General features: G+C 49.5%; 15 protein-coding genes. 5 read left to right on the top strand and 10 right to left on the bottom strand.

Annotated elements, in window-relative coordinates; all coding sequences use genetic code 11:
* Positions 1-24: 24 nt before the first annotated feature.
* Together LLU09_RS08535 and LLU09_RS08530 are read right to left on the bottom strand one after the other, a co-directional pair.
* On the bottom strand, positions 25-1,767 hold the full coding sequence (locus tag LLU09_RS08535; protein WP_228311372.1) for an L-lactate permease: 1,743 nt from the start codon (positions 1,765-1,767) through the stop codon (positions 25-27).
* A gap of 133 nt (positions 1,768-1,900) precedes the next feature.
* Positions 1,901-2,593, bottom strand: coding sequence for a FadR/GntR family transcriptional regulator (locus tag LLU09_RS08530; protein ID WP_228311371.1), 693 nt, complete (start codon positions 2,591-2,593; stop codon positions 1,901-1,903).
* A gap of 187 nt (positions 2,594-2,780) precedes the next feature.
* On the opposite strand from LLU09_RS08530, the gene LLU09_RS08525 reads away from it, so the two are divergent.
* Positions 2,781-4,220: a carbon starvation CstA family protein gene (locus tag LLU09_RS08525; RefSeq protein WP_094906311.1), complete on the top strand. Its 1,440-nt coding sequence runs from the start codon at positions 2,781-2,783 to the stop codon at positions 4,218-4,220.
* 19 nt (positions 4,221-4,239) lie between these two features.
* Complete coding sequence (locus LLU09_RS08520) at positions 4,240-5,304, top strand: branched-chain amino acid aminotransferase (RefSeq protein ID WP_228311370.1); 1,065 nt, start codon at positions 4,240-4,242, stop codon at positions 5,302-5,304.
* A 58-nt stretch (positions 5,305-5,362) separates the two neighbouring features.
* Here LLU09_RS08520 and LLU09_RS08515 read toward each other — a convergent pair whose 3' ends face one another.
* Positions 5,363-6,112 carry a 2-keto-4-pentenoate hydratase gene (locus LLU09_RS08515; protein ID WP_228311369.1) on the bottom strand — a complete coding sequence of 250 codons (750 nt, stop codon included), beginning with the start codon at positions 6,110-6,112 and terminating at the stop codon, positions 5,363-5,365.
* Positions 6,113-6,279: 167 nt separating this feature from the next.
* On the opposite strand from LLU09_RS08515, the gene LLU09_RS08510 reads away from it, so the two are divergent.
* Entirely contained in the window at positions 6,280-7,647 is a 1,368-nt protein-coding gene (locus LLU09_RS08510; protein ID WP_228311368.1) for an alkaline phosphatase, read from the top strand.
* Positions 7,648-7,719: 72 nt separating this feature from the next.
* On the opposite strand, the gene LLU09_RS08505 is transcribed toward LLU09_RS08510, so the two are convergent.
* From LLU09_RS08505 to LLU09_RS08490, 4 genes are read right to left on the bottom strand one after another with little or no spacing between them, the layout of a single operon-like run.
* Positions 7,720-8,055 carry a cupin domain-containing protein gene (locus tag LLU09_RS08505; protein WP_228311367.1) on the bottom strand — a complete coding sequence of 112 codons (336 nt, stop codon included), beginning with the start codon at positions 8,053-8,055 and terminating at the stop codon, positions 7,720-7,722.
* Between the two features lie 12 nt (positions 8,056-8,067).
* On the bottom strand, positions 8,068-9,294 hold the full coding sequence (locus tag LLU09_RS08500) for a TRAP transporter large permease (protein ID WP_228311366.1): 1,227 nt from the start codon (positions 9,292-9,294) through the stop codon (positions 8,068-8,070).
* Positions 9,291-9,767, bottom strand: a complete 477-nt coding sequence (locus LLU09_RS08495) for a TRAP transporter small permease (protein WP_228311365.1) — start codon at positions 9,765-9,767, stop codon at positions 9,291-9,293. The genes LLU09_RS08500 and LLU09_RS08495 overlap by 4 nt, the downstream gene beginning before the upstream one ends.
* A 30-nt stretch (positions 9,768-9,797) precedes the next feature.
* Entirely contained in the window at positions 9,798-10,841 is a 1,044-nt protein-coding gene (locus tag LLU09_RS08490; protein WP_228311364.1) for a DctP family TRAP transporter solute-binding subunit, read from the bottom strand.
* Between the two features lie 197 nt (positions 10,842-11,038).
* Between LLU09_RS08490 and LLU09_RS08485 the strand changes: the two genes are divergently transcribed.
* Together LLU09_RS08485 and LLU09_RS08480 are read left to right on the top strand one after the other, a co-directional pair.
* Positions 11,039-12,205: an aminotransferase class I/II-fold pyridoxal phosphate-dependent enzyme gene (locus LLU09_RS08485; RefSeq protein WP_228311363.1), complete on the top strand. Its 1,167-nt coding sequence runs from the start codon at positions 11,039-11,041 to the stop codon at positions 12,203-12,205.
* Between the two features lie 33 nt (positions 12,206-12,238).
* A complete protein-coding gene (locus LLU09_RS08480; RefSeq protein ID WP_228311362.1) occupies positions 12,239-13,837 on the top strand; it encodes a M20/M25/M40 family metallo-hydrolase in 1,599 nt (532 codons plus the stop codon).
* A 57-nt stretch (positions 13,838-13,894) separates the two neighbouring features.
* On the opposite strand, the gene LLU09_RS08475 is transcribed toward LLU09_RS08480, so the two are convergent.
* The 3 genes from LLU09_RS08475 to LLU09_RS08465 are packed head-to-tail and all read right to left on the bottom strand — an operon-like array spanning position 13,895 to position 16,030.
* The gene (locus LLU09_RS08475) at positions 13,895-14,671 is read right to left on the bottom strand and encodes a 2-keto-4-pentenoate hydratase (protein WP_228311361.1); all 777 of its coding nucleotides are present in this window, start codon (positions 14,669-14,671) and stop codon (positions 13,895-13,897) included.
* Positions 14,672-14,683: 12 nt separating this feature from the next.
* The gene (locus LLU09_RS08470) at positions 14,684-15,511 is read right to left on the bottom strand and encodes an FAD synthetase family protein (RefSeq protein ID WP_228311360.1); all 828 of its coding nucleotides are present in this window, start codon (positions 15,509-15,511) and stop codon (positions 14,684-14,686) included.
* A gap of 39 nt (positions 15,512-15,550) precedes the next feature.
* Entirely contained in the window at positions 15,551-16,030 is a 480-nt protein-coding gene (locus LLU09_RS08465) for a flavin reductase family protein (RefSeq protein ID WP_040106064.1), read from the bottom strand.
* Positions 16,031-16,041: the final 11 nt, after the last annotated feature.

Here is a 16,041-nt window from a genome sequence, read left to right as displayed (position 1 = left end):
ATTTATTTTAATGATAATTATCTTCTAATTTGTCTCTGTCCGCTTCTGGGCACGTAAAATCATCGTGAATATGGTTATCAATATGGCGATGATGAGGAAGAGCCCTATATTCAATCCAAGACCGTTCACCCATACATACCCGACAGCACCTGCAAGCACAAGATAGAATGTTGTCGGGATGAGAAGACGGGAAATCAGTGTACCCTCTTTGCCGATAAGGCCGGCAGCTGCACTGGCTGCCACGACATTATGCACACATATCATGTTCCCAGCCGCACCTCCAACCGCTTGTAGTGCAACGATATAGAGCGGGTTTGCTCCAATCTCGTCGGCCACTCCGAACTGGAAGAGACCGAACATCATGTTGCTGACCGTGTTGCTGCCGGCGGCAAAGGCACCCATTGCCCCGATTGCTGGAGAAATCAACGGCCAGCTGTCACCGAACAGGTTTGCGGCGCCCTGAGCGAGTACGAGCGGCATCGAATCGAAACCTGCATCATTGATGCCTGAATTGATGAATACCTGTACAAGGGGGACGGAAACGATCAATGCAGCCATCGCAGCAAGTATCGTCCTGCCTGACAGCCTGAACGCATTGGCCATCCCCTTTCCATCGACCTTGTGCAGCCAACCCGTAAATACCGCCACTACGATGAAGACTACCCCGGGGATCATGAACGGGGTGAAGCTATGATTGATTCCGGTTCCAAAAATATCTTCAAAGGCGACCACCCATCCTGAAACAAGCGGCTTCAGCCCCAATGCCTCCACACGTGTGACGACGAGCAGGATTGCGACCAGAACATAAGGCAGCCAGGCTTTGACCATCGAAATCTCTTTGGCCGGCCCCATTTCTGCAGAAATATCACTGAACCAGGATTTCTGCCATGTTTCCCGAGGCTCGAAGTCGAATGTCTGCTTCGGCATGAGGAAGCCTTTCTTCGCCAGAGGGATGACGATCGCCATGCCGACGAGTCCACCGAGCAGCGACGGGAACTCAGGTCCCAGGAAATTGGCTACAAGTGTAAACGGAATGACGAAGGCCAGACCTGCGAAGATGGCAAACGGCCATACGGCGAAACCTTCCCTGAAGCTTCTGTTCCTGCCGAAGAATTTTGTCAGCATGGCCGACATGAGCAGTGGAATGAATAATCCGACGAGGGCATGGAATATCGAGACCTGGCCGCCCACATCAAAGATGAAGCGCGACATTTCCTGACCCGTTCCTCCCAGGTAGCTGTCCACCACCGGCTGGTTCTCAAGGCTTGTATTCACCCCGACAAGGATCGGCGTTCCCACCGCACCGTATGAAACCGGAGTGGATTGGAGCATCAGTGCAATCATTACCGCAGCAAGTGCGGGAAAGCCGAGGGCAATCAGAAGCGGTCCGACGATCGTCGCCGGTGCGCCCCATCCTGCAGCCCCTTCAAGAAAAGTTCCGAAGAGCCAGGCTACAATGATCGCCTGCACCCTCCTGTCCGGTGAAATGCTCGTGAATGAGGAGCGGATGGTGTCCACGGCACCACTTTCCTTCAACACATTAAGCAGCAGTACCGCACCAAATACGATGACACCGACTTCAAGCGCAGTCATGACCCCTTTCAATGCTGCGGCTGAAATGCTGACCACTCCCATCTGCCACCCGAAGTAAGCGATGAGCACGGTAATGATGAAGCTGTAGAGCATCCCCTTTTTGGCGGACCATCTCAAAACGACGAGAAAGAAGAAAATAGATAATATCGGTAAAAGGCTTAACAGAATCAGCATAAATAACCCCATCTCCCATGTTCGATTATAATCATCTAGTCATCAGATGACCATGTGTCTATTTGCTAATTCTATGAAAACGATTTCCAAATGTCAAACTTTTTTCAAAAAAAAAGAGACCTTACGGCCTCCCCTACTTATGATGTTCCAATAATACCGACTCCACACCATTGAGATGTGTGAGCATGGCTTCCTTTGCTCCTTCAATATCTTTCTTTCTGATTGCTTCGTATATTGCCTTATGTTCCTCATGAATTCTTCTGATGGATTTCTTCTCTTCATAAAGCCAGATCCTTCTTGTCTCCTTCATCGTCTCCAGCATTTTTTCCGAAACATCATCCAGCAGGTCCACAAGCATCTGGTTGCCTGTGGACTCTGCGATTGAAATATGGAATTCATAATCCGCCTGTTCCCCGAGCTCATTGTTCATGACTGCCGTCTGCATCTTCTCCAGAGCCCCATAAAGCTTCACCAGATCATTTTCATCTGCATGGGTACATGCCAGTTCAGCACATCCCACTTCAATGATTTTTCTGAGGCCCAGGAGGTTTTCGATATCCTTTCTCGTGATGATTTCGAATTCATATTCAAAGCCGAGCGGCATCCTTTCCTTTACATAGGACCCCTGTCCGTGTTTTACTTCAATGACATCCATTACCCTGAGCGTATTGAGTGCTTCCCGGACCGAAGCCGAAGATACTTGATGGGATTCGGCCATACTGCTGATCGAGGGGAGCTTGTCACCAGGGGTCAATATGCCTTTCCTAATATCTTCCATAATCAAATCTGCAATCTCTTCATGCACCTTTTTCCTTGAAATGCCCATTTGGATATACCTCTTTTACATTATTAATGTTCGTATATGATAGCACAAAACGAATGATTACAGTGATTTATCATTATATGAATATTTTGTAATGAAAATGAAATCGAAATTATCAGAAAACATATTGATTTATGTCTCGAAAATTGATAAGATGTATACAATTTTTAAATGCAGGGAGGCATTCGATATGTTGACACTCACTTTCTCAATCCTACTACTCATACTCGGTTATATGGTGTATGGAAAGATTATTGAGAGGATTTTTGTCATCGATGATAGTAACGAGACGCCGGCTTACAAAAGCGGCGACGGTGTCGACTATATTCCAATGCACCCGATCAAAGGCTGGCTGGTACAGTTACTTAACATCGCAGGGCTCGGCCCTGTGTTCGGCGCAGTGGCGGGTGCACTTTATGGACCCGTCGCACTCATTTGGATCGTAGTCGGCTGTATCTTTGCTGGCGCAGTACACGATTATTTTTCAGGAATGCTGAGCATCCGCAACAACGGCTCACAGTTTCCTGCACTTGTTGAGAAATACCTGGGAAAGAGCGTCAAGCTCTTCATCTATGTAGTTTCATTGGCACTCATGATTCTGGTTACAGCAGCCTTCACCGCTGGACCAGCTGAACTGATATCAATCAAAACAGGTGGAGTTATTCCATTCTTTGTCGCACTTGTACTTATTTTTGCGTATTTTCTACTTGCAGCAATGCTGCCGATCAACAAGATCATCGGGAAGATATACCCGATTTTCGGTGCCATACTCATCATCATGGCAGTTGCGGTATTTGGGGGACTTCTCCTGTCGGGAGCCCAGATACCGAATCTTACTTTATCCACGGCACACCCTGAGGGACTGCCTGTATGGCCACTGCTTATGGTCACCATCTCATGCGGCGCCATTTCCGGCTTCCACTCCACTCAGAGCCCGATCATCGCACGTACTGTGAGGAAGGAATCCGAAGGACGCAAAGTCTTCTTCGGGGCCATGATTGCAGAAGGCATCATCGCCCTCATCTGGGCCACTGCCGGAATGACTTTCTTCGGTGGTACAAACGGCCTTGGAGCAGCACTGGCGAACGGTGGCCCTGCCGGGGTCATCGATTCCATCTCAATCGGGTACCTTGGCACCGCCGGGGCATTCCTGGCATTCATGGGCGCCATCGTACTGCCGATCACAACCGGTGACACAGCACTCCGTTCATCCAGAATGATCCTGACAGAAGCAACAGGAAAATTCGTTAAAGTCGCAAACAGGCCAAAACTTCTCATCATGACAGCCTGCGTTGCAATTCCTTCGTTCCTGCTTGCTACAATCGACTATTCCTTCTTATGGAGGTACTTGGGATTCACAAACCAGATGGTATCAGCAACGATGCTATGGGTAGCAGCAGCCTACCTGATCAAGGAAGAGAAATTGCACTTCGTTGCAGGACTTCCTGCAATTTTCATGACTGGCGTAGTCGGAACATACTTCTTCTACGCACCGGAAACACTGAACATGAGCTATGAAGTTTCGCTCGTTCTAGGGATGATTCCGGTCATCGCAACAACAGCACTCTATGCGAGAGCTGTATACAGACAGAAAGCAAGAAGCGTTGCTGAACCCACGCATATCGGTTAACAATTAAGGAGGAATTATTATGGCACAGACATTACAGATAGAACGGGCAAATCAATTGAAGGAAAAACCGGATGTTTCCACAGTAAAATTCGGAACAGTCTTTACAGATTATATGTTCACAAACAGATATACACCGGAACACGGCTGGTCACAGCCTTCCATCGTTCCCTACCAGAACCTTGAAATCTCGCCGAGCTGCCAGGCCATCCACTATGGCCAGTCCGTATTCGAAGGACTGAAGGCATATAAGAATGGAGATGAGGTACTGCTCTTCAGACCGGACGAGAACTTCAAACGGATGAACCAGTCCCTTGCCCGCCTGTCCATGCCGGAGATCAATGAGGAAAATGCACTGAATGCACTCTACGAACTGCTGAAGGTCGAACGTGACTGGGTGCCGGGTGGTCCGGGTCAATCACTATATGTGAGGCCTTTCGTATTCGCGGATGAACCATTCCTTGGGGTCCGGCCATCTGAAACGTACCAGTTCAGCATCATCCTTTCCCCTGTAGCGAGCTACTACGGCGGACAGGCCGATCCGACCAGCATCTACGTGGAAGACGATTTCGTCCGTTCCGTACGCGGCGGCGTCGGTTCCGCCAAAGTCAGCGGCAACTATGCAGCCAGCCTGCTTGCGCAGAAGAAGGCCAATGAACTGGGATATGAACAGGTACTCTGGCTCGATGGTGTCGATCAGAAGTATGTTGAAGAAGTCGGCAGCATGAACATCTTCTTCGTACGTGATGGGGAACTTGTCACACCTAAACTTAACGGTTCCATCCTCCCTGGCATCACACGCAAATCCATCATCGAACTTGCCAAGTATAAAGGATATACCGTAAGGGAAGAGAAGATCCACATCGATGATCTTGCCAATGATCTGCACAGCGGCAGAATCACGGAAGTATTCGGTGCAGGAACAGCAGTCGTCATCTCCCCTGTCGGCAAGCTCAATATCCATGGTGTCGACCATATCGTCAATGACAACCAGGTCGGCCCGATTTCCCAGGAACTCTATGAGAACTTGACGGATATCCAATACGGTCGTGCGGAAGACCCATTCGGCTGGGTCGTAAGGCTATAGGACGCAAAAGAAGCATGTGAGCAGATCTCACATGCTTCTTTTTTATGCAATGATCCATTTATTGCTGTACGACTCTGAAATCGACACTTCCGACATTTTCATACTCCACCCTGTATGTGCCCGTCTTCAGCGGCAGAGGCAGGTTGAAGGTGCCCGAAGAGATGAAGAGCCCGGGGCTCAATTTTTCCCCTTGGGCTGCAAGGGTGCCGGCGAGCCATTTCACCGCACTGGCAGGATGGCCCAGGACTTCCGTTGACCGTCCCTCCTTGATTGCTGTCCCTTCATGGAACAGCGTGCCTTTGATATCTTCAATCGCTTTATAATCATAATGTGACGGCTCTCCATATACCACTGCGCCGTTCACTGCCCCATCGGCGATGATCTCCGTCAATGAAGTATTAGGAAACCAATCCTTATACCGGCCGTCCGGAACTTCGGCTCCTGGAGCCACCCTGCACTTCTGCATGATGGCTGCCTCATCATCTTCAGGCAATATTTCTTCATCGACCAAAAAGACCAGTTCCATTTCAAGAAGTGGAATATTGTAGTCGTTAAGGTTGATCTCCTTCTTAACCGTGCGGTCTGTCATCGCTCCGTATAGCGGAGAATCGCTGTGGAAAAGATCCTGTGTCTCCCGGCTAGTCAGACTGATCTTATAGCCTGTGAGCACTTCCCCATTCTCCTCCTTCAATTTCAGCACACCCCTCTGTACATCGTAGGCGGCCTCCTTCGATTCGATCTCAAGCACCCCCAATTCCAATGGTTCATTTGCAGCATAAGCAGTATACAGCTGTTCAACAGATGACATGAAACCCCTCCTTGACTTTATACTAAATATAACACAGCTTTCCAGAATTTTTCTGGATTGTTAATTCAATCTTTAGTTGCCGTTTACATATAATTAATATTCTTAAACCGGAATTAATATCCGGTTGCTATGATTAAAACATCATGAAAAGAAGGAGATATTCACTTATGAAAAAATGGTTTATTGCTTCACTGCTCACTTTATTTGTTCTGGCATCTGTCTTCGGTTCCAATCCGGCTACAGCTGCTGGTGGAGGTTCCGGTTCCCAAGGTGCGGATCAGGGCTCGGATACTCCAAAGAATGTAATATATCTGATTGGTGACGGAATGGGTGTTACATACAACACCGCCTACAGATACTATAAGAATGGCGGATTTTCCGAAGATATGGCCGATACCGAATTCGACCATCATCTTGTCGGACAGCAGAAGACACATCCACATGACGAAGAGGAAAACATCACAGATTCTGCCGCTTCTGCCACAGCAATGGCTACAGGCTCCAAAACATACAACAATGCCATTGCGGTCGACCACGAGCTGAATGAGCTTGAAACTGCACTCGAGGTCGCCAAAGCGTCAGACAAGTCCACAGGACTCGTCGCAACAAGTGAAATCACACATGCGACACCGGCAAGCTTCGGCGCCCATGACGAATCCAGGCACAATCACGCCGAGATCGCTGATGATTATTTTGACGAAAGAATAAATGATCAGATGAAAGTGGATGTCCTGCTTGGCGGCGGCATCGAATACTTCGACCGTGAAGACCGCAATCTGATTGAAGAATTCCAGAATGAAGGCTATGACTTCGTCAGCAATGCCCAGGAAATGCAGCAGTCACAGAACAACCAGCTGCTTGGCCTGTTCTCAGAAGGCGGCCTGCCCAAGAAATGGGATCGTACAGAAGAGACGCCTTCCCTTGAGAACATGACACAGACAGCGATTGATACTTTGAGTCAGGATGAAGAAGGTTTCTTCCTGATGGTTGAAGGCAGCCAGATCGACTGGGCCGGCCACGCCAATGACATAGCTGGTGCCATGAGCGAAATGGAAGATTTTGAAGCGGCATTCGCCGCAGCAATAGACTTTGCCGAACAGGATGGTGAAACACTCGTCGTTGCTACGGCAGACCATAATACAGGTGGATTCTCCCTCGGACTGGATGGCGAATACAACTGGAATGCAGAACCACTTCATGAAATGCACCGCACACCTGAATTCATCACCGAAGAAATACTCGAAACTGAAGATATCAAAGGTACACTGGAAGCATACATCGACTGGGCATTCACATCAGAGGAAATCGGTGCGCTGGAAGAAGCCCTGCTCCTTCCGACAGCCGACCGCTATGGGGAAATCGAAGGCATCATCAAAGGGGCCGTCGACAAGCGTACCTTCACCGGCTGGACGACAGGAGGACATACTGGTGAAGACGTCAACGTCTACGCCTATGGTCCAGGAAAGGAAAAATTCCAGGGTCTCACAGACAATATCGAACATGGCGACTTCATCAAGTCATTCATGGCACAATAATCCAATGTAATATGAAGAAAACCGGCACACTGCATGAAGCATGGCAGTGTGCCGGTTCTTATTTTCGTCTCCTTAGAATACTACCGCAAGGAATTCGAGAGCCCCTTCGCCCGTGTTGACAATGCCATGGGATTGGCCCCTGGTAATCAGGCAGAGGTCGCCAGGAACAACAGATTTGTGTGTACCATCCGCATCGATGAATTCTGCCGCACCGCTCAGTATATAATAGCCTTCCGAATCTTTCAGATGCTGGTGATAGCCGATGCTGCCGCCCTTTTCGACCACCACTTTCGCGAAGAGGTCAAGCCCGTTCACGTCATGCGGGCCCAGATGCCTGGATATGGCCACGCTGCCGCTTCCACCATGTAGATCCGTGAAGTGTTCTGCAGCTTTTGGTTTCAGTATCATGGTTTGCCTCCTCTACTCGAATAGTCCGGGCAGGAATGTTGAAAGTGGCGGGAAGAAGATGATGATTGCCACCATCACGCCCACGATGGCCAATACATGGAGGATATAGGGCAGCGTCTCCTCTATTCCCATCTTCCTGTCCGTGATGCTACACCCTGCAATCAGCGACAGTCCGACAGGCGGCGTAATGTTCGCGAGTGCAAAGTTCATGATCAGCACCATTCCGAAATGCACCGGGTCAATGCCATACTGGGTGGCAATCGGCATGAATATCGGACTCAAGAGGACAATCAGTGATGTCACTTCCGTCAAAGTTCCGAGAATCAGCAGGATGATCGACACGATGATCAGGAACATCCATGGAGATGTCGCATATTCCAGAAAGAAGTTAGAGATCATGACGGGTATCCGATTCGCCGTCAATACATATGTAAATGCATTGGCTGCCGAGATGATGATGAGGATCGTCGCAGATGTGACGGCGGAGGATACCATGATTTCCCTGTATGTCCCGAAGTTGAGTTCCCTGTATACAAGAGCAAGGATGAAACCATAGGCAACCGCTATGACAGCCGCTTCCGTCGCTGTGGCAAAGCCGCTGAAGATGCTCCCGAGGATGAATATCGGTGTGAGCAGCGGAAAGAATGCCCGCCATGCGATCATCCAGAACTCCTTGCCCTTCGGTGTTTCGACCGAAATCTCCCCATACCCCTTCTTCCTGGCGATGACAGCGACATATACAGACAGGGTCACCGTCAGCAATATGCCTGGGATGACGCCCGCTATAAACAGGTCACCGATTGAAATGTTGGCCGTAATGCCCAGGATAACCATCGTGATGCTTGGCGGAATGATGAGTCCCAGCACACCTGCAGGACCGATGATGCTTGCGATGAAGGAGTTGCTGTACTTCTCTTCCTGAAGCCGTGGCACAAGCACTGAACCGACCGCATAGGTCGTTGCTACAGTGGATCCGGATACTGCGCCGAACAGCGCCGTCGTCACGACGGTGGTGATGGCCGTCCCGCCTGTGAACCGTCCGACGATTGCACTGGATAGTGCCATCAGCCGCCTGGTCAATCCACCTTTGCCCATGATGTTGCCTGCCAGTATAAATAGCGGCAGGGCAAGATAGGAGAAACTGTCGACGCCTGCAAACATCCTCTGGATGACGATTTCAAGGGGCATGCCGATGAAAAGGAGCGCAAAGAATATGAGCAGTATGAGTACGATCATCATGATGCCGTCCCCCCTTCCTCTTCAGTCGCAGAGCCCGTCAGGTTGATTGCGATGAAGTAGATTGAAAAGAGTCCGCTTACCGGAATCGCCAGATAGGAAATGCCTACCGGCATCTGCAATGTCGAGGTCGTCTGCGACATCGCACTCATCGACAACATGAATCCGTAGTATGTCAACACCGCATAGAATATTATGATCAGTACGTTGACCAGGACGTAAAGCACCTTGCGCTGCCTTTTCTTGAACTTATTGACGAAATAGTTCACCGCCAGGTGCATCTTCTCATAGATGGCCAGGCTGCTTCCGAGGAAGGTCAGCCAGACGATGAACAGTCTGGACAACTCCTCTGTACCCGGCATCGAATAGTCGAAGAACCTGGTGATGACCTGGAGCAGGACGATGAATGTAAGTAATGTGATTGTAATGATGCACATCCATGTCAGTACTTTGACAAGAATCCTTGTAAGTCCCATTTCATTTACGCCCCTTTGTCGGATGGATCCCTATTCTTCCCATCCGGATGCTTCTCTGTATACATTCATAAGTTCTTCGCCGAAGACTTCCTCTTCCCACTGGTCATAAACCGGGAGCATCGCTTCCCTGAATGCTTCGGTATTGACATCATCATTGATCTGCATGCCATTCTCTTCCAGCTCAGTGAGGTATTCCTCTTCCATCGTGTCATTCATTTCGGCAACCTCTTCTGAAATGCTGGAAGCCTCTTCCCGGATGAGCTGCTGGTCCTCTTCTGAAATCTGATCCCACGTATCCGTTTCAACCACCATCATTACAGTGTTGTAGAAGTGGCCCGTCAATGAGAGATAGTCCTGGACTTCATAGAACTTTGCTGCATTGATGACTGACAGCGGATTCTCCTGTGCATCTAGCGCACCCTGCTGAAGGGCACCGTATACTTCACTGAAAGCCATGACAGTCGGCAGTGCGCCCACCTGTTCGAATGCATCAACCCTGAGTGCCGTTTCCGCTACACGGATATTCACACCTTCAAGGTCTTCCGGTTCGACAATCGGCTTTTCATTATTGGTGACATGCCTTGGCCCCCACTCAAGATATCCGATCTGGGTCAGCCCTTGTTCGGAGATGATATCTGCGAGCTGTTCGCCGAATTCACCCTTATATGCTTCACGTGCATGCTCGACGTCCTTCCACATATATGGAAGATCTTCGATGGCCATCTTCATATCAAGCGTCTGCATGGAACCGATCATGATGGCTCCGGCCTGCATGGAACCCACCTGGATCTGTTCAAGCATTTCCGTTTCGGACCCCAGCTGGCTGTCCGGGTAGATATCGAATTCCACGCGCCCTTCCGTCTCTTCTGCCACCGTCTCCGCCATTTCATCAATCTTGTCGGCAGCAGGTGTTCCCGGTGACAACGCATGACCCAACTGCAGCGTCACCGTCTCAGTGTTCTCGGCACTGCCGGATGACTCGCCTGACGACTCACCTTCTTCACCCGATCCTCCACATGCAGTCAACACGAACGATACACCCAATGCAGCAACCAGTCCTGAAAATTTCTTCATCATTTCCCTCTCCTTATTAAAATACGTTTTTTGCATAATTTATACAAAATATTATAACAATAATTATAATTCGTCAATATTTATTAATATTAATGTATTATTATAAATTATATTCAAATGTATGCAGAGGTTGCGTTCACATCTTTATAAAACTATAATTAGCGCTATATGCAGTTGAATAATAAAGGAGGGCTTGCATGCTGAAGATGAACCCGATAGCAGAAACACTCGAAGTCCCCGGCATCCGGGTATTCGCCAATAGAGTGGCTGAATATGAGGATGGGGTGAACCTCACCATTGGACAACCGGATTTTCCGACACCAGAAAACATCAAGGAAGCCGGCATGGCTGCCATACGTGAGAATAGAACAGGATATTCCCATAATGCAGGGCTGCCACAGCTGAGAAGCAGCGTTTCAAACTTTTTCATGGAAACATACGGCTTCAAATATACAGCTGAAGATGAAATCATTGTTACCAACGGAGCCAGTGAAGGATTGGATTCCGTGCTGAGGACGATCCTCGAGCATGGGGACGAAGTCATACTCCCCTCCCCCTCATATTCCGGCTATGAGGCATTGATCAGATTGAATGGTGGTGTACCTGTCCACCTGGACATTTCCGGTACGAATTTCAAGCCCGAGGCATCTGAAATCCAAAAATTGATTACAGAACGCACGAAGGCTATAATATTCAATCATCCATCAAACCCGACAGGCGTCTCCCTTTCACACGAGGAAACAGCGGACATCACAACCATGCTTGCACAGGAGAGCATATTCGTCATATCCGATGAAATATACAGTGAAAATACTTTCACTGGAAAACATGTCTCCTTTGGTGCCTTCGATGCTCTGCGTGGCCGACTCTTCATTATTCATGGCCTGTCGAAATCCCATGCCATGACGGGATGGCGTCTCGGTTTTGTGCTTGGGCCGGCGGACTTCATGAAGTATGTGCTCAGAGTCCATCTGAACAACTCCATCTGCGCTTCCCTCCCCAGCCAGCATGCTGCAATCGAAGCCCTCGACAACACGAGAAGCTTTCCGGGAGAAATGAACGAGAGATATATCAAACGCAGGGACTTCATTCATAAGAAGTTGAACGATATGGGATTGGAATGCGAGACACCCACCGGTGCTTTCTATATCTTCCCGAGTGTAGAGAGAACTGGACTCGATGACCTCACATTTGCTGAAAGGCTTCTGGCGGAAGAGCATGTCGCCGTTGTGCCTGGATCTACATTTTCCAAAGAAGGCAGAAACCATATAAGAATTTCGTACGCCAGTTCCATGGAGAATCTGGAAGAGGGGATGCGCCGCATGGAGCGTTTCCTCGAGAGACACCGGAAAAGTCAAGTATAGATAGAGATCCTGATCAATAAGGGAGGACCATCGATGTTCTGGAACACACAGCAGCAGCTCGAAGATCTGATATGCCAGCTGGTCTCATGGGACAGCCGGACAGGCACTGAAGGGGAACGCCACTTCCCCTTCAAACTGAAAGATGAACTGGCGAAACTCGACTACTATAAGGCGCATCCAGACCATATCGCATTGCACGATGCCGGCAGGGAGCGGAATGCGCTCACTGCCCTCTACAGGCATGATGACGCCAAAAAGACAATTGTGCTGATGAGTCATTTCGATACTGTACATACAAAGGAGTTCGGCTCCAAGAGCCACCTTGCGTTCACGCCACGTGAACTCGGCAACCGCTTCAAGGAAATTGCGGATGACTTTTCACCGGATAATAAATGGGACGCCCTCTCTGGTGAATACTTATACGGCCGCGGCACAATGGACATGAAGATGGGAATCGCACTGCACATGCATCTGATCGAGAAGGCTGCTGCAGAGGACTGGCCGATCAACCTCCTGCTCATGACCGTACCCGATGAGGAAGTGGACTCCGCCGGCATGCGTGCCGCTGTGGATCGCCTTGAATCCATCGCCGATGAAAATGGACTGGACTACTCGCTGTTCCTCAACAGTGAACCGAGCTTCACCCAGTATCCTGATGACCCGAACTACTACTTCTATTCGGGGTCCATAGGGAAAATCATGCCCTCGGCCCTCTTCTATGGTGTGGAAACACATGTGGGTGAACCATTACGGGGCCTCAACGCCCACTATATGGCATCATTCCTGAACCAGCAGATGGAATTCACGGACATTTTCTCTGAGGAGGAGTACGGTGAGAAGACGCCCCTGCCGGTTTCACTGAAATATTACGATATGAAGGAAGACTATTCCGCCCAGACATCAAACCACGTTGCTGTGCTATACAACGTATTCACGATGAAGCAGAATGCCGAAGATATCTTCAGCAAATACCATTACCTGGTTGAGCAGACGATGAACCAGTGCCAGAAGCAGTATGAAGAAATCTGCCAGCGGGAAAACATACCACCGGTCGGCAGGGTCCGCACGATGTCCTATCAGGATCTGCATGCATACCTCGTCAAAAAGTTCGGCCAGGAAAAGGTCGATGACATCATTTCCGACTACATCGGCCGGGACGACCTGGATGACCGGGAAAAATCGATGCACATCGCCAACCGCATGATCACCTACTGCAAAGAACTTGTACCGCTCGTCGTCACACTCTTTGCACCTCCATACTATCCGGCAGTCAATGCTTCGGAAGATCCGCTGGTCAGAAGCCTTTCTTCACTGACGAATGATTTCCTCGGCGAAAACTACGGCATCGAGCCGAAAGAGATCCATTACTTCAACGGCATATCCGACCTGAGCTACGTCACCTATGACAAGCATGATGACGGTTGGGAATCGTATCAGGCCAATACTCCGGTATGGGATAGAACCTACTCCATCCCATTCGAATCCATGCAGAAGCTCCAGGCACCGCTCATCAACATCGGTCCGTTCGGCAAGGATCCGCACAAGCTCACCGAACGGCTCCACAAGAAGAGTGCCTTTGAAATCACACCGAAACTGCTGGAGGCTGTAGTAAAACACTGCATCACCCACTGAAACTCCATGCCATCACGCAAAAACAGGCTATCGAGATGAACTCGATAGCCTGTTTTTTCAGGAAAATTCCACTTCCACTTCTCCCAAACCGTCAAAAGTCGCCTTGAAAGTATCGCCACTTTCGACATCTACGGCTTTTGTCAGGGCACCGGCGAGCACGACTTCTCCTGCCTTGAGCGTAATGTCGTACTGATGCAGGGCTCTGGCCAGCCAGACAACCGCTTCAAGAGGATCTCCAAGTACTGCGGATCCATAGCCTTCATCAAGTTTCTCACCGTTCTTGAACACTTCCATTTTGACGGATGGAAGGTCTATGTTCTCAAGCTTGACCTGCTCTTTTCCAAAGACTGCACCGGCTGAAGAGCCGTTATCTGCAACTGTATCTTCGAATTTGATCTTCCAGTCCCGGATACGGCTGTCTATGATTTCTGCAGCCGGCACTGCATAATCCACAGCTTCCGCAATATTCTCCCTCTCTACTGTCGCACCATCTATATCATGCTTGAGTACAAAGGCAATCTCAAATTCAATACGCGGTTTGATGTACCGGCCTGTATCAATCGGTTTTCCTTCTTCGTGGATCATATCATCAAAGATATGTCCATAGTCCGGCCGATCGACACCGAGCATCTCCTGCATGGCTTTACTCGTCAAACCGATCTTCTTCCCTTTGACCACTGCACCATCAGCCTGTCTCTTCTCCACATACTCCAGTTGAGTCTGATAAGCATCATCCACTGTAATATCCGGGTACCTTTCTGTAAATGGTGCAATTGGGGTTCCCGTCTTTTCTGCTTCGTATATTTCCTTGCCGAGCGCATGTTGTACAGTCATTATGTCTACCTCCTATTGGGCTACCATGTGATAGAACGAATATGAAGCGATGCGCCTATCCCATGTAATGGCAATTTCATGCTGGTTGATCTGATCCATCAGACACTTTTTGGTGAATATGATTTTTTTGTGCTCCCGGTCGACGTAGATCTGGGTGAGATGCTGGGAGCCGCGTGCTTCAATGATTACATCATATATGCCATCCTGAGGGAGCAGATAGTACTCCTTGAGTGACAGGTAGCCATCTGAAAGCTCTGCACATGTCCGGTAGCGCCGACCGAGCATCTGACGCAGCTCAGCTACCCTCCCTTCCAGGATGGCTGCCCGAATGCGGGTGGAACTGATCTTCTCGCCGGCATGTTCGACCTTCTCTATTTTGGATACACCAATCTGCTGATCGGAGTCCCGGTACAATCGATCGATTGTACCCTGGCCTTTGAAGCCATATGAAAAATCATAGCCTGCCACCGCATGGATTGTGTCAAATTCCGACAGGTACTCTTTTACATACACTTCCGGCGAAAGCGAGGCAAACTTTTTTGTAAACCGCACGATATAGAAACGGTCGACGCCGAGACTCTCCAGCACCCTGGCCTTCTCCTCCAAGGGCATGAGATAGTCGACCCTCACCCAGCCGTTCGACAGCACCGTCTTCGGATGCGGGAAGAAGCTCATCACATCGAGTGCGGCACCCGCTTTTTCGGCTTCTTCTGCTGCAGTGCCGATGACTTGCTGATGACCTTTATGCACGCCGTCAAAAAAACCCAGTGCCATAACATTCTTCCGTGAATTTTCTTGCCATTCAGCCAGGTTATTATCGTCTATGTGAATGATTTCCATATATCTCGCCTCCGCCTTGAGCGTATTGGATCGGTGATGCTATTGAGTGACTTCTTCGAGCGCTTCCAGGCGACGATACTTGCCGCAGTTGAAGATGAGCGGGTCACCCTCTTCGAGCACCAGGTCGTTCACCTTGCCGATGAAGAGGACATGGTCCCCTTCCGTATGTTCATTGTAGACGTCGCACGACAGTTGGCACAGTGCATCCGATACGACCGGCACACCAGCCAGCGTATCGAATTCGAATTTATCTTCGAATTGTTTCTGGCCCGCGAATCTCATGGACTCCTCCTGCTGCTCGCAGGACAGGACGTTCACCGAGAACTTGCCGCTCTGGCGGATCCGCTCGAGCATCTTCGCATGGTTGCCGATGGAGATGACGATGAGCTTCGGATCAAGTGAAACGGACATGAACGCGTTCGCCGTCATACCGTATACCTCGCCTTCCACTTCCGTTGCGATGACGTTGACGCCTGTTGCGAATTTTCCCATTGCATTTCTGAATTGACGATCTTCCATATATAATTCCT

It is taken from the genome of Salinicoccus sp. RF5, from assembly GCF_020786625.1.
In the GTDB taxonomy this organism is placed as follows: domain Bacteria; phylum Bacillota; class Bacilli; order Staphylococcales; family Salinicoccaceae; genus Salinicoccus.
Note: the sequence above shows the minus strand (reverse complement) of the source record. Positions and strands in the feature narration are given on the sequence as shown.